16 protein-coding genes, 1 tRNA gene, 2 rRNA genes and 1 pseudogene (1 of these 20 cut by a window edge) are annotated in these 23300 nt (G+C 48.2%); 13 read left to right on the forward strand and 7 right to left on the reverse strand.

Going from position 1 to position 23300, the window contains the following annotated elements:
• From FCN51_RS24160 to FCN51_RS24175, 4 genes are all read left to right on the forward strand, one after another.
• Window positions 1-2672: ribosomal RNA gene (locus tag FCN51_RS24160) — 23S ribosomal RNA — on the forward strand (it extends 71 nt beyond the left edge of the window).
• Window positions 2673-2780: 108 nt separating this feature from the next.
• Window positions 2781-2896, forward strand: a 5S ribosomal RNA gene (gene rrf / locus FCN51_RS24165).
• Between the two features lie 55 nt (window positions 2897-2951).
• A tRNA-Met gene (locus FCN51_RS24170) sits at window positions 2952-3028 on the forward strand.
• 214 nt (window positions 3029-3242) lie between these two features.
• On the forward strand, window positions 3243-3554 hold the full coding sequence (locus FCN51_RS24175) for a hypothetical protein (RefSeq protein ID WP_310256253.1): 312 nt from the start codon (window positions 3243-3245) through the stop codon (window positions 3552-3554).
• A gap of 66 nt (window positions 3555-3620) precedes the next feature.
• Here the strand turns inward: FCN51_RS24175 and FCN51_RS24180 are convergent.
• Both FCN51_RS24180 and FCN51_RS24185 read right to left on the reverse strand, forming a co-directional pair.
• Window positions 3621-4967, reverse strand: a pseudogene (locus tag FCN51_RS24180) (recombinase family protein); the annotation flags it as partial.
• 197 nt (window positions 4968-5164) lie between these two features.
• On the reverse strand, window positions 5165-6289 hold the full coding sequence (locus FCN51_RS24185) for a hypothetical protein (protein WP_310256256.1): 1125 nt from the start codon (window positions 6287-6289) through the stop codon (window positions 5165-5167).
• 2114 nt (window positions 6290-8403) lie between these two features.
• On the opposite strand from FCN51_RS24185, the gene FCN51_RS24190 reads away from it, so the two are divergent.
• The 5 genes from FCN51_RS24190 (at window position 8404) to FCN51_RS24210 (ending at window position 14682) form a co-directional block, all read left to right on the forward strand.
• On the forward strand, window positions 8404-9042 hold the full coding sequence (locus FCN51_RS24190; protein ID WP_310256258.1) for a hypothetical protein: 639 nt from the start codon (window positions 8404-8406) through the stop codon (window positions 9040-9042).
• Window positions 9039-9701, forward strand: a complete 663-nt coding sequence (locus FCN51_RS24195) for a hypothetical protein (RefSeq protein WP_124297849.1) — start codon at window positions 9039-9041, stop codon at window positions 9699-9701. The genes FCN51_RS24190 and FCN51_RS24195 overlap by 4 nt, the downstream gene beginning before the upstream one ends.
• Before the next feature lie 305 nt (window positions 9702-10006).
• The gene (locus FCN51_RS24200; RefSeq protein ID WP_236661281.1) at window positions 10007-10213 is read left to right on the forward strand and encodes a hypothetical protein; all 207 of its coding nucleotides are present in this window, start codon (window positions 10007-10009) and stop codon (window positions 10211-10213) included.
• Between the two features lie 645 nt (window positions 10214-10858).
• Window positions 10859-14122: an endonuclease toxin domain-containing protein gene (locus tag FCN51_RS24205; protein WP_236661282.1), complete on the forward strand. Its 3264-nt coding sequence runs from the start codon at window positions 10859-10861 to the stop codon at window positions 14120-14122.
• 2 nt (window positions 14123-14124) lie between these two features.
• Window positions 14125-14682: a contact-dependent growth inhibition system immunity protein gene (locus FCN51_RS24210; protein ID WP_160257063.1), complete on the forward strand. Its 558-nt coding sequence runs from the start codon at window positions 14125-14127 to the stop codon at window positions 14680-14682.
• Window positions 14683-14818: 136 nt separating this feature from the next.
• Here the strand turns inward: FCN51_RS24210 and FCN51_RS24215 are convergent, their stop codons facing one another.
• Window positions 14819-15457, reverse strand: coding sequence for an SGNH hydrolase domain-containing protein (locus FCN51_RS24215; RefSeq protein ID WP_310256263.1), 639 nt, complete (start codon window positions 15455-15457; stop codon window positions 14819-14821).
• Window positions 15458-15460: 3 nt separating this feature from the next.
• Window positions 15461-16792: an acyltransferase family protein gene (locus tag FCN51_RS24220; RefSeq protein ID WP_236661284.1), complete on the reverse strand. Its 1332-nt coding sequence runs from the start codon at window positions 16790-16792 to the stop codon at window positions 15461-15463.
• 546 nt (window positions 16793-17338) lie between these two features.
• On the opposite strand from FCN51_RS24220, the gene FCN51_RS24225 reads away from it, so the two are divergent.
• Entirely contained in the window at window positions 17339-18169 is an 831-nt protein-coding gene (locus tag FCN51_RS24225; protein WP_160257064.1) for a sulfotransferase family protein, read from the forward strand.
• Here FCN51_RS24225 and FCN51_RS24230 read toward each other — a convergent pair.
• Window positions 18159-19121 carry a helix-turn-helix transcriptional regulator gene (locus tag FCN51_RS24230; RefSeq protein WP_160257065.1) on the reverse strand — a complete coding sequence of 321 codons (963 nt, stop codon included), beginning with the start codon at window positions 19119-19121 and terminating at the stop codon, window positions 18159-18161. The genes FCN51_RS24225 and FCN51_RS24230 overlap by 11 nt on opposite strands.
• Before the next feature lie 417 nt (window positions 19122-19538).
• Here FCN51_RS24230 and FCN51_RS24235 point away from each other — a divergent pair, with 417 nt between their 5' ends.
• The 3 genes from FCN51_RS24235 to FCN51_RS24245 all read left to right on the forward strand — a co-directional run bounded on the left by FCN51_RS24235 (window position 19539) and on the right by FCN51_RS24245 (window position 20621).
• On the forward strand, window positions 19539-19757 hold the full coding sequence (locus tag FCN51_RS24235) for a hypothetical protein (protein ID WP_076027003.1): 219 nt from the start codon (window positions 19539-19541) through the stop codon (window positions 19755-19757).
• Window positions 19758-19867: 110 nt separating this feature from the next.
• Complete coding sequence (locus tag FCN51_RS24240; RefSeq protein ID WP_160257066.1) at window positions 19868-20401, forward strand: hypothetical protein; 534 nt, start codon at window positions 19868-19870, stop codon at window positions 20399-20401.
• A complete protein-coding gene (locus FCN51_RS24245; protein WP_160257067.1) occupies window positions 20382-20621 on the forward strand; it encodes a hypothetical protein in 240 nt (79 codons plus the stop codon). Before FCN51_RS24240 ends, FCN51_RS24245 begins: the two co-directional genes overlap by 20 nt.
• 130 nt (window positions 20622-20751) lie before the next feature.
• Here FCN51_RS24245 and FCN51_RS24250 read toward each other — a convergent pair whose 3' ends face one another.
• Complete coding sequence (locus tag FCN51_RS24250) at window positions 20752-20988, reverse strand: exodeoxyribonuclease VII small subunit (RefSeq protein WP_003627225.1); 237 nt, start codon at window positions 20986-20988, stop codon at window positions 20752-20754.
• Window positions 20989-20990: 2 nt separating this feature from the next.
• Window positions 20991-22916: an exodeoxyribonuclease VII large subunit gene (locus FCN51_RS24255; RefSeq protein WP_160257068.1), complete on the reverse strand. Its 1926-nt coding sequence runs from the start codon at window positions 22914-22916 to the stop codon at window positions 20991-20993.
• Between the last annotated feature and the right edge of the window lie 384 nt (window positions 22917-23300).

Genomic DNA, 23300 nt, shown 5'->3' on the forward strand with positions numbered 1-23300 from the left:
ATAAGCTGTGGGGAGCCGCGAGCAGGCATTGATCCGCAGATTTCCGAATGGGGCAACCCACCCAGCGATGGGTATCGTGATCTGAATACATAGGGTTACGAGGCGAACCCGGGGAACTGAAACATCTCAGTACCTGGAGGAAAAGACATCAATTGAGATTCTGCTAGTAGTGGCGAGCGAACGCGGAACAGGCCAGTCATTTTTGAAGAAGAAGCAGAACAGTCTGGAAAGGCTGACCATAGTGGGTGACAGTCCCGTATGTGTAGTGTCTTTGGAAATGCTTGAGTAGGGCGGGGCACGTGAAACCCTGTCTGAACATGGGGGGACCACCCTCCAAGCCTAAATACTCCCTAGTGACCGATAGCGAACAAGTACCGTGAGGGAAAGGTGAAAAGCACCCCGACGAGGGGAGTGAAAGAGACCTGAAACCGGATGCCTACAAGCAGTCGGAGCCTCTTATGGGGTGACGGCGTACCTTTTGTATAATGGGTCAGCGAGTTTCTGTTTGCAGCGAGCTTAAGCCGTTAGGTGTAGGCGTAGCGAAAGCGAGTCTGAATAGGGCGCATAGTTGCTGGCAGAAGACCCGAAACCGAGTGATCTAGCCATGGCCAGGCTGAAGGTGCGGTAACACGCACTGGAGGGCCGAACCCACGCCTGTTGAAAAAGTCGGGGATGAGCTGTGGCTAGGGGTGAAAGGCCAATCAAACTCGGAGATAGCTGGTTCTCCGCGAAATCTATTGAGGTAGACCGTCAGGTGGTTACCCCGGGGGGTAGAGCACTGGATGGGCTAGGGGGGCCCAAAGCCTTACCAAACCCAACCAAACTCCGAATACCCGGAAGTATAGCCTGGCAGACAGACAGTGGGTGCTAAGGTCCATTGTCGAGAGGGAAACAGCCCAGACCACCAGCTAAGGCCCCCAAATCGTGGCTAAGTGGGAAAGGATGTGGGGATTCCATAACAACCAGGAGGTTGGCTTAGAAGCAGCCATCCTTTAAAGAAAGCGTAATAGCTCACTGGTCTAATAGAAACCCTGCGCCGAAAATGTAACGGGGCTCAAGCCACGTGCCGAAGCTGTGGGTGCATATCTATGATATGCGCGGTAGCGGAGCGTTCCGTAAGTCAGTGAAGGAGACGGGGTGACCCTCTCTGGAGATATCGGAAGTGCGAATGCTGACATGAGTAGCGACAAACAGTGCGAGAAACACTGTCGCCGAAAGTCCAAGGGTTCCTGCGCAAGGTTAATCCACGCAGGGTTAGTCGGCCCCTAAGGCGAGGGCGAGAGCCGTAGTCGATGGGAAACAGGTGAATATTCCTGTACCTGCCAGAAGTGACGAATGCGATATGTTGTCAGGTCTTAACGGATTGATCTGGCTTTTGGAGCATTCCAGGAAATAGCTCTGGCGTATAGACCGTACCCGAAACCGACACAGGTGGACTGGTAGAGAATACCAAGGCGCTTGAGAGAACGATGCTGAAGGAACTAGGCAAATTGCTCGTGTAACTTCGGGATAAGCGAGACCCGTTGGTGGGCAACCATTGGCGGGTGGCACAGACCAGGGGGTAGCGACTGTTTATTAAAAACACAGGACTCTGCGAAGTCGAAAGACGACGTATAGGGTCTGACGCCTGCCCGGTGCCGGAAGGTTAAGAGGAGGTGTGAGAGCACTGAATTGAAGCCCCGGTAAACGGCGGCCGTAACTATAACGGTCCTAAGGTAGCGAAATTCCTTGTCGGGTAAGTTCCGACCTGCACGAATGGCGTAACGACTTCCCCGCTGTCTCCAGCATCGGCTCAGCGAAATTGAATTCCCCGTGAAGATGCGGGGTATCCGCGGTCAGACGGAAAGACCCTATGAACCTTTACTGCAGCTTTACAGTGGCATCAGAGACATTCTGTGTAGGATAGGTGGGAGGCTTTGAAGCAGGGGCGCCAGTTCCTGTGGAGCCATCCTTGAAATACCACCCTGAATTTTTCTGATGTCTAACCGTGGTCAGTTAGCCTGATCCGGGACCCTGTATGGTGGGCAGTTTGACTGGGGCGGTCGCCTCCCAAAGTGTAACGGAGGCGCGCGATGGTGGGCTCAGGCCGGTCGGAAACCGGCTGTTGAGTGCAATGGCATAAGCCCGCCTGACTGCGAGAGTGACAGCTCGAGCAGAGACGAAAGTCGGCCATAGTGATCCGGTGGTCCCGCGTGGAAGGGCCATCGCTCAACGGATAAAAGGTACTCTAGGGATAACAGGCTGATCTCCCCCAAGAGTCCACATCGACGGGGAGGTTTGGCACCTCGATGTCGGCTCATCACATCCTGGGGCTGGAGCAGGTCCCAAGGGTTCGGCTGTTCGCCGATTAAAGTGGTACGTGAGCTGGGTTTAGAACGTCGTGAGACAGTTCGGTCCCTATCTGCCGTGGATGTTGGAGACTTGAGAGGATTTGTCCCTAGTACGAGAGGACCGGGATGAACATACCTCTGGTGCACCGGTTGTCGCGCCAGCGGCACCGCCGGGTAGCTAAGTATGGAAGGGATAACCGCTGAAAGCATCTAAGCGGGAAACCCACCTCAAAACTAGGTCTCCCTGAGGGTCGTGGTAGACCACCACGTTAATAGGCCAGGTGTGAAAGCGCGGTAACGCGTGCAGCTAACTGGTCCTAATCACCCAATAGGCTCACTCTCTTACTGTCCCCTTAAAAGGACAGCCCGTGCACAGAAATCATCCATATATCGCCTACTTCTTCATAACCAACCGTCCTCCACACACCCCTTACAGGGTGGACTGGATGACCTGGTGGCCATGGCGGGGAGAGATCCACCCGATCCCATCCCGAACTCGGCCGTGAAAACCCCCAGCGCCTATGATACTGTGGCTTAAGCCACGGGAAAGTCGGTCGCCGCCAGGTCTTCCAATCCACCCTACCCAAATCTTACCCATACAAATTTCAACACACTTACAACCGCGGGGTGGAGCAGCCCGGTAGCTCGTCAGGCTCATAACCTGAAGGCCGCAGGTTCAAATCCTGCCCCCGCAACCATCTGAACTTGCGATCTTGGATCAAAGCGTGAATGCATACCAGCGTTCGCGCTTTTTTGCGTTCCAGACGCAATCGTTAGAATGCTGGCGAGATCGCCACGCACGTCAATTCGCATGCCATCATCAGACGGGGTGAGGATAATGGCTTCAATCAGCGAGCGCACAATCTCCGCAGCCTCCTGACGCTGGGTCTCCAGTTCAGAATTGAGAGCTTCATGCAGGCGGAAGATCTGCTCACGATAAACGCCGGCCATCTCCGGGTGAAGCAGGGGAGGCGGGGCTTTGGAACCGGCCAGAAGAGCCTCGAGTTCTGTCCTGCGGGTTTCAAGCTTCAGGCTCTGCTGAGCAAGGCTCTCCTTGCTCACCTGATCTTCCAGATACAGATCGAGAAGCTTCTCCTGTTTGTCCTTTACCTTCGAGAGTTCTGCCTGAACTGCCGTGATGTCGACAGCACCTTGCAGACGCTGGCGGTTCACCTCTTTGGTGAATTCGTCGCAGAACAGTCTGAAAAGTTCCGGGTTCAGTAGACGATGTCGCAGGGCATCCAGTACCCGATCTTCCAGAACATCGCGCCGGATGTTCTGAAGATTGGCGCAGATACCCTTGTTGCGGGCGTTCGAACAGCCAAGCAGGTGTTTCGAGATCATGCTGTAACCCCCCTGACAGCAGCCACACCTCAGCAAGCCCGAGAACAGATATTTTGGACGGCGTCTTGCGCGGAAATGGTCGTGACTGTGACCGGCTCTGATATCCGGGCTGGCTTCAAGGGTTTTCTGGCGGGCCTTGACTGCATCCCACAGATCCTGATCAATAATCCGCAGGTCCGGCACGTCCCGTATGACCCAGGCGGCTTCGGGGTTGAGGCGGGAGACGCGTTTGCCGGTCTTCGGATCCTTGAGGTAATGCAACCGGTTCCACACCAACCTACCGATATATATCTCGTTATTCAGAATACCGGTGCCGCGCGTTCGATTGCCGTTGATCGTGGAAAATCCCCATGCGCCACCGGTCGGGCAGGGGACATGATCCTCATTAAGGGACACGGCAATCTTTTTCGCGGATTTTCCGGCGGCATAGTCCTGAAAAATGCGGCGGACAATCACGGCCTGAGCGTCATTGATGACACGTGCGCCGCGCATGACATTGCCATGTCCGTCTGTTTCTGCGACCACATCATAACCATAGGCATTGCCGCCACCGGACTTGCCCTGTTCCACGCGTCCACGCACACCACGATGGGTCTTCTCCGCCAAATCCTTCAGGAACAGCGCGTTCATGGTGCCTTTGAGACCGATATGAAGAGGGGTGATTTCTCCCTCGGAAAGGGTAAAGACCCGCACACCCATGAACTGAAGGTTTTTAAACAGGGTGGCGACATCGGCCTGATCGCGTGAGAGACGGTCCAGAGCCTCGGTCAGAATGACTGTAAAGTGCCCCTGCTGCGCATCAGCGATCAGGGCCTGAATACCGGAGCGGAACAGAGAGGCGCCAGAGACGGCATGATCCGTATAACCCCGGACGATCGGCCAGCCCTGTTTTTCCGCGTAGGCGCGGCATATCCGGAGTTGATCCTCAATTGAGGCATCCCGCTGATTGTCTGAGGAATAACGGGCGTACAGGGCAACTTTCATCATGGACGGTCTCTCGGGTTCCTGTGAGAGACTGGCCGCAGATGGACTCCCCGAAAAGAGGCGTGTGGTTGCGCAGGCACCAGTCAGATAGCGGCATGTCATGTCAGGGAAAATGGTGAGGCGGCCAACAGATCGATCACTATAAGGGCCGCGTATGCGTGAGGGTCCCTGATGCTCTTTGTGTGAGCACTGCATTACACCGGTTGACTGTGCCCGATCCACAGCGTTGTGGGCAAGATAAATTTCAGACTTTCCGTTCTGATGCGGTTGCGTTCTGGAGTGCATTCGAAGGGAGGCTCGAGAGGACATGGGCGCGTGCAGCCTGCCGCGCCAGACGTGTGACAAGTTCCTGTAATGCCCGTGCCATTTTTTGTGCGGGCGGTGTCTGACATCCCTGTGTCTCCTCCAGGTCCTGAAACGATAGTCTGCTGCTCATGACATATCCCCTTGTGTGCCAATGAGCAGAAACTTTCAGATTCCGGGAAGAGGGTGGAGGCTTAAATGATTTAGCCTTCACCCGTTCCGGTTTCTGGTTTTTTGGTATTGGAATCCCGATAGCTTTGAAGCGCCTTGAGAAGGGGATCGGGCAGAGGTGCAAGAGGCAGGGCGAATGCCCCTGAGGCGCAGGAGCGAGACGCGGCACTTTCCTGCGTCTGATCCATTGTGGTGGGCATTGCTGTCACGGCGTACGCCTCAGGGACATCACTTTCGATCTCGGGTGTTGTCGCCGGATCAAGCAATCTGTTCTGCGCTTTGCGAGAGCCGTGCTGCAGTCCCCAGTTCCGAAACCAGCGGGTGTAAGACAGGGTTCGCCTGGCAATATCGAGATCTTCCGGAGTGTCCATGAAGCTATGTCCGGGACGGTAGTCCCGACCGCTCTGCTCATGTGAACCGGTCCATGCAGAAAGAGGATGAGAGGGAAGATAACGTCCACACCAGATCACGTCCATGGCTGCGAGAAGAGGAAGAACGGAAGCATAGGATGCTTTGAGCGTTTTGAATGTCGCCAGGCTGAGCGTGTGTTTTCGGGATTTTTTACCAGTGTTTTTCTGTGTTGATCCTTCCCGAAACTCACAGGGTGGCACAAGCAGATCTTCGGCGCCGTGCGTCTCGTTCAACGCGTGCAGACAACGTTGCAGCGAGAGGGGAAGCTCGGGATGATATATGTATTGTCGTGCCGCGATGTGGAGCGCCCGGCCCAGAATGCCACGCGGCGTACCGGTTATCAGGGTGCGATCTTGCACGTAATTGCAAAATTCATAGCGCGGTGTGGTCGAACCAGAACGTTCGTAAGCTTCGCGAATTTGACGCTGCAAGTTCCAAATCTGTTCTTCATGAAAAAAGACAGCCAGAGCCTGCGTCATGTCGCCAGAAACAGGTTTGGGCATGCGATCTGTCTGAAGAGAGGGATTTCGGGAGCCTGAGGCCAGAATGAGGTTTTGCAGTTCTGGGCTCAAGGCGTTGGAAAGGGCGTCGATAAAAGCGGCGAAGGTCGCAGTCTGGTGTCCGCGGGGTGGATTCTGGATACGCAAGCGTAACCTGTGCTCCAAAAACATGATCTGCAAGTCTGTCGGAGTGATTTCAGAGCGCGCGCCATGACTTTTTTCCGGATCACATTGATCAGGTGGCATTGCAGCTTGAGGTTAAGAGCCGGATCGTTTTGTTCAAATTCCAAGGTATTCAAGAGGTTTATCCATCATTTTACAAGTAAATATAAGAAGTACCTTGTGTAAAAATATCCAGACACGGAATACACCTGAAGAAATATATTTCTGATTTTATCAGAAAAAATCTTCTATACATGACGTTTACGATAAAACGCCAAAATCGCCAAATCCGAACGATATATGCACGAAGTGGACGAAAACAGGACAAAAACACGATAAATCGCAAAAAGTACCGTTTTTAGCGATTTAGGTGTCGAAATCGGGGTTTTGAGACAAAAAACGCGACAAAACTGCATACACGACATTTTGGTCGCATTTTCGGTCATTGAGTGCGGTAACGGGAGTTTTTGCACAAAAACCCCCGATTTCGACACTTTTGGCTATAGAAATCGGACACTTGCCACAAAATTGACACATTTCCTCGATTTCGACACTTATTGCACAAAAATCCCCGATTTCGACACTTTTTGACATAGAAATCGGGCAGATAGCGTCATACATGCAGAAAAGCGCCGAAAACACGACCAAAAGTGTCGATGCTCGATTTCGACACTTATTGCACAAAAATCCCCGATTTCGACACTTTTTGACATGGAAATCGGGCAGATAGCGTCATACATGGAGACAAAGTCCCGAAAACATGACCAAAAGTGTCGATGCTCGATTTCGACACTTATTGCACAAAAAACTCCGATTTCGACACTTTTTGACATGGAAATCGGGCAGATAGCGTCATACATGCAGAAAAGCGCCGAAAACACGACCAAAATGCAAGAGTTCAAAGGGGGTATGTCAGTGAGGCCATTTTTGCCCCCAAAACACCCCAAAATCGACCTCCAGAACACCCCCTCCAACACGACACTGGTAGAAAGAGAGAGAAGCACCACAAAACAAACATACCATAAAACCCATCAGGATCGCCGTAGAGACGTGGAAGCGCCATTTAAGCTAAGAGGAACCAGAAAAACGCCAAAACCCACTCAGGAGGCAATCCTGATGATTTTCTGTACAAGAGCCTTGCAAAAGAGACGCATATCATCATGAAAAGTGGAAAAAAATGCAGAAAAAAATAAAATTACAAAATAGAATGATGATATGTAATAAAATTTCAATGATTAAAAAAAGTGGCACGATACCGTGTTTTTGGTGCAAGCACCGAAAAACACTTCTACCGATTGCGCGCCTGACGGCACCCAATCGGATCGCGAGACACCCCGCTCGCAGCGCGAAAAGCATTACAAATGAATACCTTATCGCAAAATATGTCGGGCAAGCACTCATCCCAAACAACAAAAAAAACTGCCGAAACACCGAGAATGATCTGTCATAAAAAATGCCCTTCCACTGCACGCGTTGCAAAAACTCTCAAAAAATAATTATCGAAATCGGAATAGGGCCGAAATCGAAACGAAAAATTTTGCATGTCCGGTGATAGAGGGTCTTGTCGATGGCAGAGGCGGGATGTGCGTGTAAAATTAACATTTCCACGGATTTGAGAGAGGCTTCATTTTCGAAATATGCCAGATGACGCAACAACGCGTTCAAATGTGTCGCTGAGAAACATGTATATTCTGCACAACATATCCGGTAAATCTGGTTTTTCAGGACTTGATTTTTAGAAAAAGATCGCAGGACAGGTTTTTCCAAACGGTTGCGGTCGTCTGAATATCCCTTTCCGGGCCGGAAACAGCCGATAAGGTGCACTTTGAGAATTACTGCAAAGCACTTCGTCTATACTTGTGGGCGGGAAAACTTGCGCGTCTGTCTCAACTGTGTTTTTGCGCGTGTTGCGGCGAGCAGATGGCAGCGTAAACGTGCGCATCATGGTGTCAGATATCCAGATTTTCTGGTGGCTTGCTGGTTGCATCGCTCATTACGCACGGTACGTGGACTCTCAGAAGCCTGTGACGCCTGCTCAGGAGAGAGCGTTCCCACGGAACTGTTCTGTCTGAAGCCGCATGTTTTCATAAATGCATCGGGATTTGGAAGTTTACGAGGCTGCTCTGCCTGCCTCCCCAGAAAAGGAAGGCCCCTCAGGGGCCGGTTTCCTTCGTGAACTCCAATTCAGGATTATAGACATGGCGACGCTTTTGACAAAATTCCGTGCTCTCGGGTCAACTTTTTCCCCGTTTTACCCAACGGAGCATGATCTTCAGGTGTATAAACGTCTGACCGAAGAACTGGGGGCCCCACCCAATGCCCATATCTGCCGCTTTCTTGGGGCGGAAGGGCAACATCTTGTCTTTCTGGGAGATAGCGGTACGCGCGAATGGGCTCGCGTGCAGCGTCTTGCAGCGCAGCGCTGGCCCGGTCTGCCTCATCCCGGCCTTGTCGCCAGAGACGGGAAGACCATGGACTCCCTGCCTGAACGCATTGTCTATGACATGCTGCGGGGGCTTTTGCGCCGTCATATGAAGCTGGATGTGCATCAGCCCATCCTCCAGCAGGCTGGTGATTACCGTGCCGACATGACACTGAGAAAAGGCAAGGCCTCTCTCTTCATCGAGGTTGTCGGGTGCTGCGGATCTGATCGTATCACGCGCAACCAGAAGGAACAGGAATGGCTCCAGCGGTTTGATAAGCGCATGGCGTTTTACCGCGCACATGCGATTGCGCCCGTGTGTATCTGGCTGGATCAGTTTGCCCAACCCGGAACGCTGCGGAAGCTGTGCATCAATCTGGTGGATGCAATTGCGCTTGAGGGAGCCCGATCATGAACAACATGACACAGGCTTCCCAGAAGCTTCCGATCTGGAAACAGGGCACCATCCGGCTCATCGACATCGCACCGGGCGTGAGTGGGCGTTTTCGTCTCCGTCAGGGGCTGCCTGTCTCTCTGGCATGGTATGACATCCTCTTTCGTGAAGGACATATCCGCGTGGAAATCAATGGTCAGGTCTGTCACGGTCACCTCGAGGAGGTGCCGGGAGAGACGGGGGGATGCAGCCATGTCATCGATGACCGGCTGTTCAATGCGCTGTTCCCACACGGACAGACACTGCCTCTGTGTCTTGCAGGCTATAACATGGCGTTCCTGCACACCCTGCTCGGGGCGCCGTGGGATGAGCCGCCGTATCTGTTGTGTCTGTATAAAATGTCCCGCATGTTCGATTTGGGCAAAACGGGGGATTATACGCTGGCTGAAATCGCCGAGTATACGGATCCTGAAGTGCATGTTCCGTGGTATGAGAATGAAGCGCTGACACGCGTGGAACTCGGGCGCGTTGTGCTGCGCAAACTTCTTTCGATGTGCCGGCTGAACATGATGGTGGCGCTTTCTGGCGCCAAAGTGCCGCCTCCACCGACGTCAGAACCGTTTGGCAAGATCCGTGGGTGGCAGCAGATGGAAGGCGGGGTCTTTCGGGACTTCGAATAAACGCTCAGGCGAGCATCACGTCTGAGCGGTGAGGGGACTGCAAAGACATGCAGTCCCCTTTTATTTTTGAGACTTTACATGCAGGAGGCGTGAATACCAAAGAATACCCGGAGTATCGGGTTTTGTACCGTGAGGTACTATATTACTTCATGTCTTGAAGAAGCTTTCGAGGAGCATTGCCTCTCTCCCCATAAAAGGAAAAGCGTTGAACGCGTTTGTGTCATCGGGGCTCCCGTGTCACTGCGCGCGAGGCGTGTTTTCGTGTCTTTTGTGAGGATAACTTCTTTTCGAAGAGTATTTTCTCCATGTCAAATCAATTTCTCGTGAAACAGGACCCGCATCTCCTTGCTCATGAAGCTCTGCTGCAGATCCGCGATGCGCTGCTGCCAGCGCTGCAGGGCGTGCGCGATGGGAAAAACCACCATGTGGACGGGATCATCCTGCTGACGGAGCGTCTTGTAAAAGATCTTGATGCTGCCTGTGACGCGCTGGAGGCCGCATCGCGAAGCTGACACACTCCCGGTCTTCTGCCTGTTCTCAGGCAGAAGACTTTTCCGATTGGAGAAAAGGTTGTTATTTCGGAAAAGTTCGGGAAAGTAGTGGTTGTGGTTCTGCGTCATATTGATCTGCCGCAAAAGGCCGGCATTGAAAAGCTGACCGTTCTACTTGGACGGGCCGGATCGGCACGTGACGCCATCTATGCCATCGGAAGGGCAGTCGTTCGTAGTCTGGATTTACGTGACGATCAGTGCGGAGAGCAGAAGGTGACAGCCGCTCAGGTAATAAAATCACCTTCCTCGTGGTTCAATCGGGCCAGTCAGAAGCTTTCGACGCATGAAGCAACGGCACCCCAGTCAAATGGGCCAAAATCGCGAGGCCCACAGATTGGATAGAACACACTTTGCCTAATCAGTGCGATAACGGCGTATGATGCATTTTGCGTTATCTATCGCACGCTCCAGATCCTTATAATTTATGGGGGCAAACGTGGGCACTGGCTCCATGGGCCGGATGTCTACGTCCTCTTCTGGAGGATTGGTTTCCTGACTTTCGATTTTTCTCGGCCGTCCGCGTTTCCTGCCGGGTGTGGTCATTTTAAATGAGAGTGATATAAACCACAGTACTTTAAATTGAAATTGTGGGTTTGCGTTTAAAAGATGAATAACGATTATATTTCTCCGGATATCTTGAAGCATAATGATAATCAAGAGAGTTTTGATTTTTTAGGTGGGATTGGAAATACTCAAGAAAATCATCCTCATTTTCTTGGGAATTTGGATCAGGTCAGTGATACTGAAAAAAATGCATTCGTTGTCACACAGAAGATACTTGACAATGGATGGAACAAAATAGCTTCAACAATTGAGAAGTCGTTTGAGCATATTAACGGTCGTATTCAGGATGATGTGAATAAATACAGTAATTTGCATATTCATGACACTTCTTTAAATTTAGATAAAACGCATGATTTGCAATTCCTTTCGCCAGATAAAGCTCAATTTGTCGAACCCACTCCAACTATCAATCAAGAAGCCATCATGCCTCTGAATGCAATGGTAAGAAGCGTGGGGGGAAGCGGTTACGATGTGTATCAGCCAGCATATTCCAATCCTGCATGGGGAGTTGTTGGTGGGGCAATGGGAATTGCTGGTTTGTTTTTTGGGGGTTCCAACACACCGGGAAGTATTGCGCACAAAGCACGTGAACAATTTCATGATAAATCAGATTATGTTGGCGAACAAATATTAGGACGCCCGCTGACTGCGCAAGAAAGCAATCAATATGGTGATATTGTTTATGGTTGTGTGAAGCATGATACCCAGCATATGGGCCCCTACAATGGCCCCAAGCAGGGTTGGGATGATGCCATGCGACAGATTACGTTCGATTTGGCACATTCTCAGGAAACGACGAAACAATTAAATACAATTTATGAAAATACTTTAAATCAACCCATCAATAATACTGCGTTGCAGAATGATATTAACGCTCTTTCTGGTGAGCAGACATCATTAGCAGATATACGTAATGAGGTAGCCCATTCTCAAGTAGCTCAAAATTATATCCTGAGCGTTGTAAGCGGTGTTCAAGATAGGCAAGCTACAGTTAACACAGATTCTGGTTTTCTGACCTCGACCATGAATGACTTAGGAAATGGCACGAATACCATTACGAATGTACGAAATGGGTTGATTGGCTCTCAAGGGGAAGTAGGCGTTATCAACACGTATGAGCATGGTCTTTATAATGTTGATGCGGATCAGAATACAATCAACTGGGTCCGCGGTCAGCTTTACTCAGGAAAATCGATACAAGACGTACGCAATATCGATGCACATTCTAGCCGTGAGCAAGCGAATTTATTACAGATTGTTCATGACATTCAAGATCGGACAGGAAGTGTTAGTGGAGACGCGACTTATCTACAGCAAAATATGGATCGTTTAGGACAGAAGCAGGAAGTTGTCACAGATGTGCGAAATGGGTTGATTGGCTCTCAAGGGGAAGTGGGCGTTATCAACACATATGAGCATGGTCTTTATAATGTTGATGCAGATCAGAATACGATCAACTGGGTCCGTGGCCAGCTTTACTCAGGAAAATCGATACAAGATGTACGCAATATCGATGCACATTCTGGCCGTGAGCAAGAAACCCTGCTCCAGACACTACGGGATATTCAGTATCGTGCAGCTAGCGAAAGCACAGATGCGGGCTTTTTGACTACCAATATGAATGCGCTGGGGAGCGGGCAGACGACTCTGTCTGATATTCGTAATGGATTGATTTCTCTTCCAAACGAAGACTGGGCAATTAATTACAGTGAGCAGACACTTTTTGGTCATGATGCGGATCAGGCTACAAAGGACTGGGCACGTGCAGAGATGCGCAATGGAAAATCCATGCAGGATTTGCATCAGATAGAAGCACATTCTGACCGCGAGAAAGAAACCCTGCTCCAGACACTACGGGATATTCAGTATCGTGCAGCTAGTGAAAGCACCGATGCGAATTTTTTGACTACTAATATGAATGCGCTTGGGAACGGGCAGACGACTCTGTCTGATATTCGTAATGGATTGATTTCTCTTCCAAACGAAGACTGGGCAATTAATTACAGCGAGCAGACACTTTTTGGTCATGATGCGGATCAGGCCACAAAGGACTGGGCACGTGCAGAGATGCGCGATGGAAAATCCATGCAGGATTTGCATCAGATAGAAGCACACAATCAAGAATCCACAACAGAGCTGCAATCTGCTTATGCATTTGTGAATGGGCAGGCTATAGATAATGCGACTCTTGCTGGTTTTCAGAATGCCATGGGGAACGGTGAAAGCCGAGATGATGTTTTCAAACAAATCGTAAATTCTGCATCAGCTCAGTCTGTGATTGAGGATGTCTACGCTGATTGGGGACAACTCCCACCAGACAGCTCGGCACTCCAAACCGCGCGCACAGCGCTTTATAACCTCTCCTATGCATGGACCACGACCGTCCAGAACCAGACAGCAGCACAACTCGCTACAGAAGCCGCTGCCTATACTCCATCCACGTCTGTGTCATTTCAGGATATCGTTAACAACCTTGCAGCCTCACCAAATCAGGCCATCGGACTTGAAGCAAATCTGTTGACTAATCCGTATCTCGAATCAGGTGCTACTATTGATGAAACCCGCACCCTGATGATTGTTGGCGGAGTGAATTCCTTTGCTGCGTCAATTGATGAAGAGTCCGTTATTGTTGAGATCAAAGATTTACAACAAGATAACTCAAAAGTGTGCGACCCTGTTCAGTTTCGGAGCGCCAAATCAATTGTCACCAATATCAGCAACGCGAACGATATCAAGCCTGCCAATCAAACCTTTGATATTGTAAATGGTAAAAACTGGAGTCAATCTTATAAAGATAACGGAATTCAGTGGAAATCTGCCGGTGGCCGAAATGACGATCAGGGGCTTCCATACGAAGCTTGGGTGCAGAATCAGCTTAACCCGTCACATGATCCGAATGGCGTTGTTTGGCTTCAAGACGAAAAATCGAACTGGCGCACCTTTGATCATTGGGACGAAAAAGACGGTAATGCAATTAGTGATAAAACAATCGACCTGCAATTGCCATGGTATCAAAAAAACCCCACAGCAGTTGCTGCCCGTGTCATGGCGAGCGCTTATAAAATGGCAGGATATGATACAGACCAATCGAAAATTGGCTCCAATTCTTTCGTTTCTTTTCGCCAAAATCAAATTCAAATGTATACGCTCAAAATTGGTGTGCCCTATATTACTGACCCAGCAGAAATGACTCCAGAGCTGCAAAACGAATGGAAGGCCCTCTGCCGTGCCTATCACAGAGCTAACGACATCATTCCTAAACAAACAGGAAAGCCAATTTCAATCCAGATTGATACGGTGAGCTGATCATGACAGTGATAAGAGATAAAAGTTGTAGCATCCGTCGAACGGATAAATGGATTTCCATAGAGTCCGAAGAGGTATGGTATGGGATTTATTTTTCGCGGAGAGGTCATGTCATTCATGCGCCAAGAGACGTCACGCCTGAATGGATCGGACAGAATGTTCGTCTCGCTCTTCAAACCAGTGAGAGTTTCACTCCCATCGATGGAGGTTCTGTTAATGGGGACGCACTGATCGCCATGAAAGCAGCATCCAACGAACGTCGGCTAGCTTTCTGGGATGAAATTACAGCATCGTATGGTTACAAAAGCCGTGACGTGGCTTGGAAAAAATTTGATCTCGTATTTGGATCGTGGTGTTTTGATTTGACAAACGATATCACTTTGAAAAGTTCAAAAAGTTCCCGTGGTGGCGGACACTCGGCGTGGCCTACAAACCGAAATGAGGGTCGTGTTTTTTCTGTTCCGATCGATGCTCCTGACAAGGACATTGGAGAGGCAGTATTGAAAGCCTTTGCCAAGTGTGAAGGGCCAGGAAAATCTACTGAGCCACTGTTTCCTTGATCTCTGCCAAACCAAAATTTCCCAAGCTACAGGCAACTTTGATTGCGTGAGGTTTCCGAGGAATCTTGAGAGTTGTTTCAAACTCCTTGTCTTTCGCAATCAGATCAAACTGTTGGACATTATGAAATTGTGACTGTCAGGGTTTCGAGATGTTTTTCAGGAAACCGGAAAAGTTTTTATAAAGAATTTCAGAACCGTAAACATTCAGATGATCCTTGTCGCGATACAAGGGAATTCCATTTCTGACGGGGGAACAAGAGGTTAATTCTTCCGGACATATTTCTGAGAATGCATCAAACACATAAAGATTTTTGTGGTTTTCCTGAACATCTATCATAGCGTGCATGATGTCATTCAGGGGTTTTGCTTCGTCCTTTCGTTTGATGTCGCACGTCGTATTATTCGATTGGGATGGAGCGCAGTTATATAATGAATCAAATCTGAACATCGGGATGGGAGACATAATGATAACGGAGACATTTTTGGCCTCCAGATATGATGCGATCTTTCCGACTTGCTGCAGCCAGTTCTCGATATCCGGCAAAGGTTTGATCTCGCCGTCTCGGGTTAGAAAAATTCGTCCCAGAACAACGAAATCGCCACTTTTCATGCGTGCAAGAGCTGCATTCCAAAGCTTTTGACGCTCTGGAGAAGAAATACCACCTGAGGCTGGGAAGGGCTCACCAACCGTTTCAACAAGATGAATGCCGTAACCAGACTTCTGTTGCAGTTGGGAAAGTAGTCCCATCAAATGACCTGCGTGACTATCTCCCATGACTCAAAGAGTGGGAAGGTTTTTATTCGCCGGTGGAATTGTACATTTCTCCATCGTGTTACTATGTAGAGGGCGTTTGGGGAGTTCTACAGTACAGTAAAAAAAGTTGGTATGTTTTACAGGAAAATTCTCATATGAATCAGGAAGATAACGAAACCCATTTATAGCAAGAGGATGGGGATTATGAGATTTGTGTAATGTAAATACATACAAAGACGAGAATAAAATGAGAGGCAATGATAATAAATATGAAAATACATTTCCTTTATTTTGTAAAAATGTCTTCAGGCGCTTTTCCAGAATGAAATATGACGATATGGACGTAAAAAATGTCAATAAAAGGAAGTTATAAAGATACGACGTGTTAGATTTCATATACAGATTGAGTAAAGAGAGAATGGGCCAATGCCATAAGTATAACGAATACGATATTTTCCCTAAAAACTGTAATATGTTGCCACTCAGGAAAAGACGTGCCTTGTTTGTATGAGGTAGAAACAGGATCAGTACAGCTGTTGCCGGGGCTGCCAGAAAGCTCCACAGCACATTCTGATATTGCGGTAGAACGGCAGAAAGAATAACGCATAGAAAAGACAGGTAACAAATAACGCTTTTAATATTTTTCTGATCACGATTTTCGAAATGAAGGGACAAGAGGCATGCAATACATCCGATGCCAAACTCCCAAAAACGACCAAAAGGAAGCAGGTAGGCAGCGCCTCCCGTTGTATGTCCTGGCAGGATCATCAAAACGATGGCCGAGACTATTGAAAGTGCGCATATAGCGGTCAATGGGAAAAGTCTGGAAGTCTTTTCGTTAAAAAATCCGGTTATTTTCAAGAGACATGGGTAGAGCAGGTATATCTGCTCTTCTACGCCTAACGACCAGGTATGGGTAAAGGCATTCAGTTTTGTAGAGGGAGAAAAATAATCCTGAGATATTTTCCATAAGTAAAAATTGGAGAAACCGAATAGCGCGAGAAAACCGGTTTGAAGTGAAATCTGTGGCTGGGGATCAATTATCCAGACTGCAGCACTGCAAATGACAATATTCGTTAGCAGTGCTGGTGTGATGCGACGTAGTCGTTTGGCGTAAAAATCATATAGGAGAGAGGGTAAACCTTTCCCGTGCCCATAATTAAATAAGCTTCCGGTAATCACAAATCCTGATATGACGAAGAATATATCTACACCCAGATATCCACCTGGAAGCCATTTGCTGTTCAGATGATTGATGATGACCATGAGGATGGCGATAGCCCGTATCCCATCAATGTCTTTTCTATACGAGAATTTTTTCACGGTTTCTGAAAAAGGTACGCTACAAATATTCATTATTTCTACATGTTAAAATTAAAATATAATAGTTTCGTCCAACTCTTATAAGGGGCGTGTGTCTTAAAACAAGTCTATCTCTCGTAAATATTTAATATATAATCCATTTATTATTGATTGTTGTTCATAATTTACTAAAATATTTTTTATATATAGGGAAATGTTATCTATTTTATGAGTCTATAGTTTATATTTGAATGCTTTTGCAGATCATGAAAATAAATAAAGACTGATATTTGATTGTCCATCTTTCAGTTTAATAAACACGTTCCATAAGCCAAAAAACAAAAATTTCGCAGGCATCTGGTAAAGGAAAAGGCTCGGACTGCCTCGCAGTCAGCACTGACTACTATGCTTATATATTCATTATATTCTTTCATGATCACATAAATGCAAACTTTAATGAACTTCAACGTGTCAAAGTCATGGTTAATGAGACAATAGTCTTTTAAAAATCTTGAATCTTTATTGAGGTTAAATTTTCAGGGGTAATAAAATCCTCCTTTCGGGGAGACTTACACAGACATATTCATCCATTTAAGCGGTATGTCTGATTTGTCATATTCTGTTCACGTCATTTCAGGTCTTCCTAGATCTGGATCGACCCTCTTAGCAGCACTGCTGCGGCAAAATCCTCAGATCATTGCGGCATCTCACAATACGCCCGTAATGCCGATGCTCATCCGGATAATGTCTCTTATGAGTGAAGGAGAATACCGGACAGAATTCAAGAATGGCCAATGGCAGCGGTTGATGCGGGGCATTCTTCAATCTTATCTGAATCCCGATGCCCAGAAACATGTCATGCTAGACATTAATCGGGAGTGGTGTGCGCATGCCGGATTGCTAGGTCATCTTTATCCGAAGGCAAAGATTATCTGCTGTGTGCGTGATCCTGTCTGGATACTTAACTCGTTTGAGCATCTTATCATACGGGATCCTTTGTTGGGATCACGGCTGGTGCCGATTACGCATCGAGGAACGCAGCATGATCGTATTGACTACCTTGCATCGCGTGAAGGGGCCTTCGGTTATGCTTGGCGCTTACTGACTGAAGTATTCTTCGGTCCATTTGCTGATAAAGTTATTATTATAGACTATGACAAGCTAGTCAGGGAACCTGTATTTGTCATGGAACGCCTTACTCAACTTCTGAATATTCAGCCCTTTGCCTACAATTTTGAGCACATTGAAACACCGGATGTCGATGCATTTGATGCTGCACTTGGCACTCCTGGATTGCATTACCTGCGCCAAAGTGTAGCGGCTAGTCGAAAACGATTGATTTTACCGCCTCACATCGTGGAGCGCATGGCACACCAGATGTTTTGGCGAAAACCCGATTTAAATTCCGGTGGCGCCGTGGTTATCGCCTAAGACGAGGTATTCGTCGGAGTTCGGATGGGTTTATACCGAATTGCTTGCGAAATGCTGCCGAAAAATGTCCAGGATTTGCATAACCCATGCGTGTTGCAATGGTCAGTATGGATTCATCATCTTTAACAAGCTGGCGGTAAGCTTCATGCATGCGTTCTTTTTGAAAAAGTGCGTAAATGGTACTACCAAACAGCATTCGAAAATGTCGTTGCAAACGTGAGACGCTCATTCCTGCGTGACGGGCAAGCTGATCCAGACGGGGTGGCGATGCAAGATCTGCAAGCAACATATCACGGGTATCGTTTAATCTGCGTATTTCGCGCTCCGATAACGAGACGTTGGGAGGCGCAATATGACAGACTTGCTCAATGAGCGAGCCCATAAATGACAGACTTTGTCCGAGCATCTGTAACTGGCAGCCTGGTCGTTTAGGGCTTGTGCCCACGCTTCGTAATGCATTTGCAAAAGAGAGAAGTTGCCGTCCACCACGAACCTGATTAAAATAATGACCAGAGCGCAATTTCTGATCAAGACACGTTGCATCCTCAGCTGACAGACTGGCCAGAGTTGTGGGGCTGAGTGTGATTGTTACGCCAGCGCCTGCTCCAGCTGTTTTTGTGAAATCAATACGACATCCAGGACGATATGCAACATAGGCATCATCTGGTTTGCTGAGAGTATCGTAAGTTGTCAGCCCATCCCAACACCGGGTTTCCATATGAGAATTTCCGCCTGTGTAAGCTCCAAAATAGATCAGATCATCATCATGGTAGGCTGAATAACTGAAATTGTGTTTGGTCCGCGCATCCCAATACAGGATATGCAGACCGGTCTGAAGGGCAATCAAGCGCGTATAGGCGTTGAGTCTTATCATAGAAGACTGTGTTGTGTCTGTTTGGCGACTTTCCGGTACATCTGATGAGGCAACGGTTTGCGTGCTTTTTTCTGCCATCGTGATGGCGCCTTCTTTGATGTAGAGATGATAGCTTTATGCTGATAAAAAATATCGTTCACTAACTCAACCAAGTATTCAAATTTAGAGGAAAAATGACAGAAGTTCAGAGTATATCTTGAGAATGGATAGATGACACGTCTCTAGATGTTATCTTGTCCCTTTAGCTACGATGTGGCTTCATTTTTTTACTGCAACATGCAATTTGGCGATGGGTACAGATGACGAAAGCTAGCCCGACCTCAATGTGCGGACAACTTAGTGGCTGCTTTTTATCGCGACCGTGGATATCTATATTTCTTTTATTAAATTTAAATGGCATGCGTTACGTATTTCCCTGCATTGCAATGTATTTATATCTATAGATATTAAAATGCCCAAGTACAAATACTATATCAATTTATGAAGGAGATCATTATGTCGAAATCTGTTTACGTAGAAGCTCGTCCTCGCGGACGTGATGGTGAGCCAATCTCTTATTATGTAGTTGAGGATCAAGCAAGTAGCGTTTTACATTCTACTAACACTCAAGCTGCGGGAATTCAGTGGGCGAAAGCATGTGGCTATGTGCCTCACGTAGCACGTGTACGTCATTTGGATGATAAGAGAAAACCGGATCATTGGCGTAAAGTTTAATCGCAAAAAAAGCCCGTTTATCTAACGGGCCTTTTTTCTTAATATTTCTGTGGATATCACCGGAATATCCCGATACTGATTACGTGCGCGCCTGAATATAAGCGAGCCGTTTGGCATCGCGGACAAAGGGTATCTGCCGCTTTCTTGGGGCGGAAGGGCAACATCTTGTCTTTCTGGGAGATAGCGGTACGCGCGAATGGGCTCGCGTGCAGCGTCTTGCAGCGCAGCGCTGGCCCGGTCTGCCTCATCCCGGTCTTGTCGCCAGAGACGGGAAGACCATGGACTCCCTGCCTGAACGCATTGTCTATGACATGCTGCAGAAGCTTTTGCGCCGTCATATGAAGCTGGATGTGCATCAGCCCATCCTCCAGCAGGCTGGTGATTACCGTGCCGACATGACACTGAGAAAAGGCCAGGCCTCTCTCTTCATCGAGGTTGTCGGGTGCTGCGGATCTGATCGTATTACGCGCAACCAGAAGGAACAGGAATGGCTCCAGCGGTTTGATAAGCGCATGGCGTTTTACCGCGCACATGCGATTGCGCCCGTGTGTATCTGGCTGGATCAGTTTGCCCAACCCGGAACGCTGCGGAAGCTGTGCATCAATCTGGTGGATACAATTGCGCTTGAAGGAGCCCGATCATGAACAACATGACACAGGCTTCCCAGAAGCTTCCGATCTGGAAACAGGGCACCATCCGGCTCATGAAGATCTGTTGCAGATCCGCGATGCGCTTTTGCCAGCACGGCAGGGCATGCGCGATGGAAAAAACCACCATGTGGACGGGATCATCCTGCTGACGGAGCGTCTTGTAAAAGATCTTGACGCTGCCTGTGACGCGCTGGATGCGGCATCGCGAAGCTGACACACTCCCGGTCTTCTGCCTGTTCTCAGGCAGAAGACTTTCTCTGATCTGAATAAGCTCTTTGAATTGCCCGAAGTTTCTTATGAAGTAGGACAGTTTTTAAGTTAGACCCGGACAATCCATTTCAGTCTCAGCCATGTTCTTGTTGTTCATCAACCAATTTTCTGACAGCATCAATGCGATCCTGACAGTATTTTGCGAGGATATTGGCGCGCTTCACAAGCGGTTCAATCGCATCAACGTCAGGGATTTTACCCTGTTCCGGCTTGAGGGCAGCTGCGATCCGCTGCAATTCTGCATAAGCGTCTGCAAATTTTGTTGGCGGTTCGTTTCCAGTGCTAATCGGGCTTTGTTGCATCTGATTCATTTTTATATCTTCTTTGCTTGGAGTGGTTGAAGGGTGATAGATCCGTCTCGAAGATCGGCGCTCACAATCTTTGCATTGGCAACGTCTTGTACATGCGTCATCGGACAACCATCTTCGTTTCGGAGTATCGCGTAACCGGCGGCCACTACAGTACGAGGATCTAGAGCCGCGGCAATAGTTTGTGCCGCAGTAATCCTGCCTTTGAGTTGCTCAATATATTGTAGGGCATTTTCGAGAATTTTATATTTTATTTCTCGCACTAATGGCGGGACACATGTGATTGCTGTTGTGAGGTGTTCTTGCGTGTTGTTTCGATTCACATGGAGATGCCATTCGGCCATTTTTGCTGAAGTGCGAACAGAGTCTGTAATGCTGCTTGTGGTGTTCTCCAGCGCAACAGCTATTTGGCTGATTTCTGCAGCAGGAGCTGAATAAATAGAGCTTAGCTGGGTTTGCATATCTCTTTCGACGGTTACAAGTGCATGCATTGCTGTGCCACGGACTGTTTCTCCAATCTGTGCAAGTAAGGACTCTGCTTGGCTGAGAGTTCCTGCTGGCAAGCGGGTTATGTTTCCCTTGAGAGAGAGTATAGCTTCGCCCGTGAGGCGCATCTGGTCGTATGTCGCACCCTGAATATAGCGGGTCATGCGGTCGAGGCTTGTGGTCGCTTCGCCAATAATCCGTAAAGGTGCTGTTAGAGCGAGTTCGATACATTGGCGAAGACCACGGTCTGCATGATGGATCTGTGTTCCTGCGTCAGATGTAATTCGCGCAACTGCGGCGAGAATGTCTTTACTGGCCTTGTTTTGTGTTGCTTCGGCATTCAGAGCAATCTGGCGACTGATCTTAGCCACTTCCTGTCCTGACATCTCTGTTAACATCCGTACTGCTCGCGCATGATAATCAGAGATTTTACGAAGTTTTTCGTCTACAACGCGCGCGGTTTCACGGACATCTATCAAGGCTTGGGTTTGAAGCTCTGAAATATTAGTCGCATGTTTCTCGGCAATAGAAGATGTATTGAAGATGATATCCCGGTAAGAGCGATCAGCAATTAGCCCTGCGTTGCAGACTGTCGTACGAATATACTCAGCGACTTTGGATGGTGTATCGCAGGGGATGCAGGCAACCTCATCTAGTAAGGTGCGATCTCGTTGATGTCCGATACCCGTCATGATGGGTACTGGCATGTGACAAAGTGCGCGGGTCAGATTGTAATCAACCAGCCATGCCAGATCGCTTGACGCGCCTCCACCTCGGATGAGGGCAACTGCGCAATATTTCCCAGCTTTTGCGAGGGGAAATATCTTCCGGAGTACGGAAATAATGCCATCTGGCGCATTGGCCGTCTGAAAAGATGTTTCGTAATAGTCAAAGGTGACAAGATTGACGCGCGCGAGGATATCGGCGGAAGCTCTAAAATCACCTTGCCCAGCGGCTCCGGGAGGGGAGATGACTGCAACACGTTCAAAATCAGTTGGACGTGAGACTGAGCGGTTTTTATCCCACAGTTTCTCTTGCACGAGGCGCTGGCGAATTGCGTCCATACGTGTCTTCAAATCGCCGAGTGTATAGCTCGGATCAATATCGACAACTTGTACCTGAAAACCATAGGCGGCTTGGAGATCAGCGCGCAGACGGACTAAAACCTTAATTCCTGTGGTAACGGAGAGCCCACTTTTAGCAAAGCTTTGTTGAATCTTTTCGTAAACCGCAGGAAAGCAACCCCCTTGTGCTTTTGCGATTTGTCTACCCTGAGCGTCATGCTCAATGAATTCCATGCGAACAAATTTTGCACTGGGCGTAAGGCCATGCAGTTCGCAGCGAACCCAAGCATCTGGCTGAGTCCGTAAGAGTGCCTGAAGGTCATTAAGGTATGTTTTGAGTGAGACGCCATCATTGCGGACGTTCTCATGAATAACTGTCATCCTGTTTTCATTACCAAAAATTTTCAGGCTGCATGTAATTTACCAGCATTTTTTACGATCGTTAAGAAGCAATGTAGTGCAATTCAATTATCAATTAAGGTTTCGAAATTAGAATATTTTTCTAGAAAATAGCCCAGAAATTTATGGTGACAAATGATTTTTGATGAGGATAGACACATAATGTAAAGAACACATGGAAAGAGTAAAATATTTATAGGGTTTCTAAAATCACATATGTTTGAGGTAAGTGAACCACAAGATCATGGTCGTTGAAATTTTGAGAAAAATGCATAATGTCACGGCCCTCAAGCTATATTATAATTAATTCTATTTTTAATTGAGGTGACGAAATTCGCGGAAATTGTATTGAAAAATATAGAATAT

Source organism: Acetobacter pasteurianus (assembly GCF_009914215.2).
Classification (GTDB): Bacteria; Pseudomonadota; Alphaproteobacteria; order Acetobacterales; family Acetobacteraceae; genus Acetobacter; species Acetobacter pasteurianus.

Excerpts from the sequence above, each read along its gene's own strand:
- FCN51_RS24175 (WP_310256253.1), top strand. The coding sequence starts at position 3,243 with ATGCAGGCGGAAGATCTGCTCACGATAAACGCCGGCCATCTCCGGGTG.
- FCN51_RS24185 (WP_310256256.1), bottom strand. The coding sequence starts at position 6,289 with ATGCCACCTGATCAATGTGATCCGGAAAAAAGTCATGGCGCGCGCTCT.
- FCN51_RS24190 (WP_310256258.1), top strand. The coding sequence starts at position 8,404 with ATGGCGACGCTTTTGACAAAATTCCGTGCTCTCGGGTCAACTTTTTCC.
- FCN51_RS24195 (WP_124297849.1), top strand. The coding sequence starts at position 9,039 with ATGAACAACATGACACAGGCTTCCCAGAAGCTTCCGATCTGGAAACAG.
- FCN51_RS24200 (WP_236661281.1), top strand. The coding sequence starts at position 10,007 with ATGTCAAATCAATTTCTCGTGAAACAGGACCCGCATCTCCTTGCTCAT.
- FCN51_RS24205 (WP_236661282.1), top strand. The coding sequence starts at position 10,859 with ATGAATAACGATTATATTTCTCCGGATATCTTGAAGCATAATGATAAT.
- FCN51_RS24210 (WP_160257063.1), top strand. The coding sequence starts at position 14,125 with ATGACAGTGATAAGAGATAAAAGTTGTAGCATCCGTCGAACGGATAAA.
- FCN51_RS24215 (WP_310256263.1), bottom strand. The coding sequence starts at position 15,457 with ATGGGAGATAGTCACGCAGGTCATTTGATGGGACTACTTTCCCAACTG.
- FCN51_RS24220 (WP_236661284.1), bottom strand. The coding sequence starts at position 16,792 with ATGAATATTTGTAGCGTACCTTTTTCAGAAACCGTGAAAAAATTCTCG.
- FCN51_RS24225 (WP_160257064.1), top strand. The coding sequence starts at position 17,339 with ATGTCTGATTTGTCATATTCTGTTCACGTCATTTCAGGTCTTCCTAGA.
- FCN51_RS24230 (WP_160257065.1), bottom strand. The coding sequence starts at position 19,121 with ATGGCAGAAAAAAGCACGCAAACCGTTGCCTCATCAGATGTACCGGAA.
- FCN51_RS24235 (WP_076027003.1), top strand. The coding sequence starts at position 19,539 with ATGTCGAAATCTGTTTACGTAGAAGCTCGTCCTCGCGGACGTGATGGT.
- FCN51_RS24250 (WP_003627225.1), bottom strand. The coding sequence starts at position 20,988 with ATGAATCAGATGCAACAAAGCCCGATTAGCACTGGAAACGAACCGCCA.
- FCN51_RS24255 (WP_160257068.1), bottom strand. The coding sequence starts at position 22,916 with ATGACAGTTATTCATGAGAACGTCCGCAATGATGGCGTCTCACTCAAA.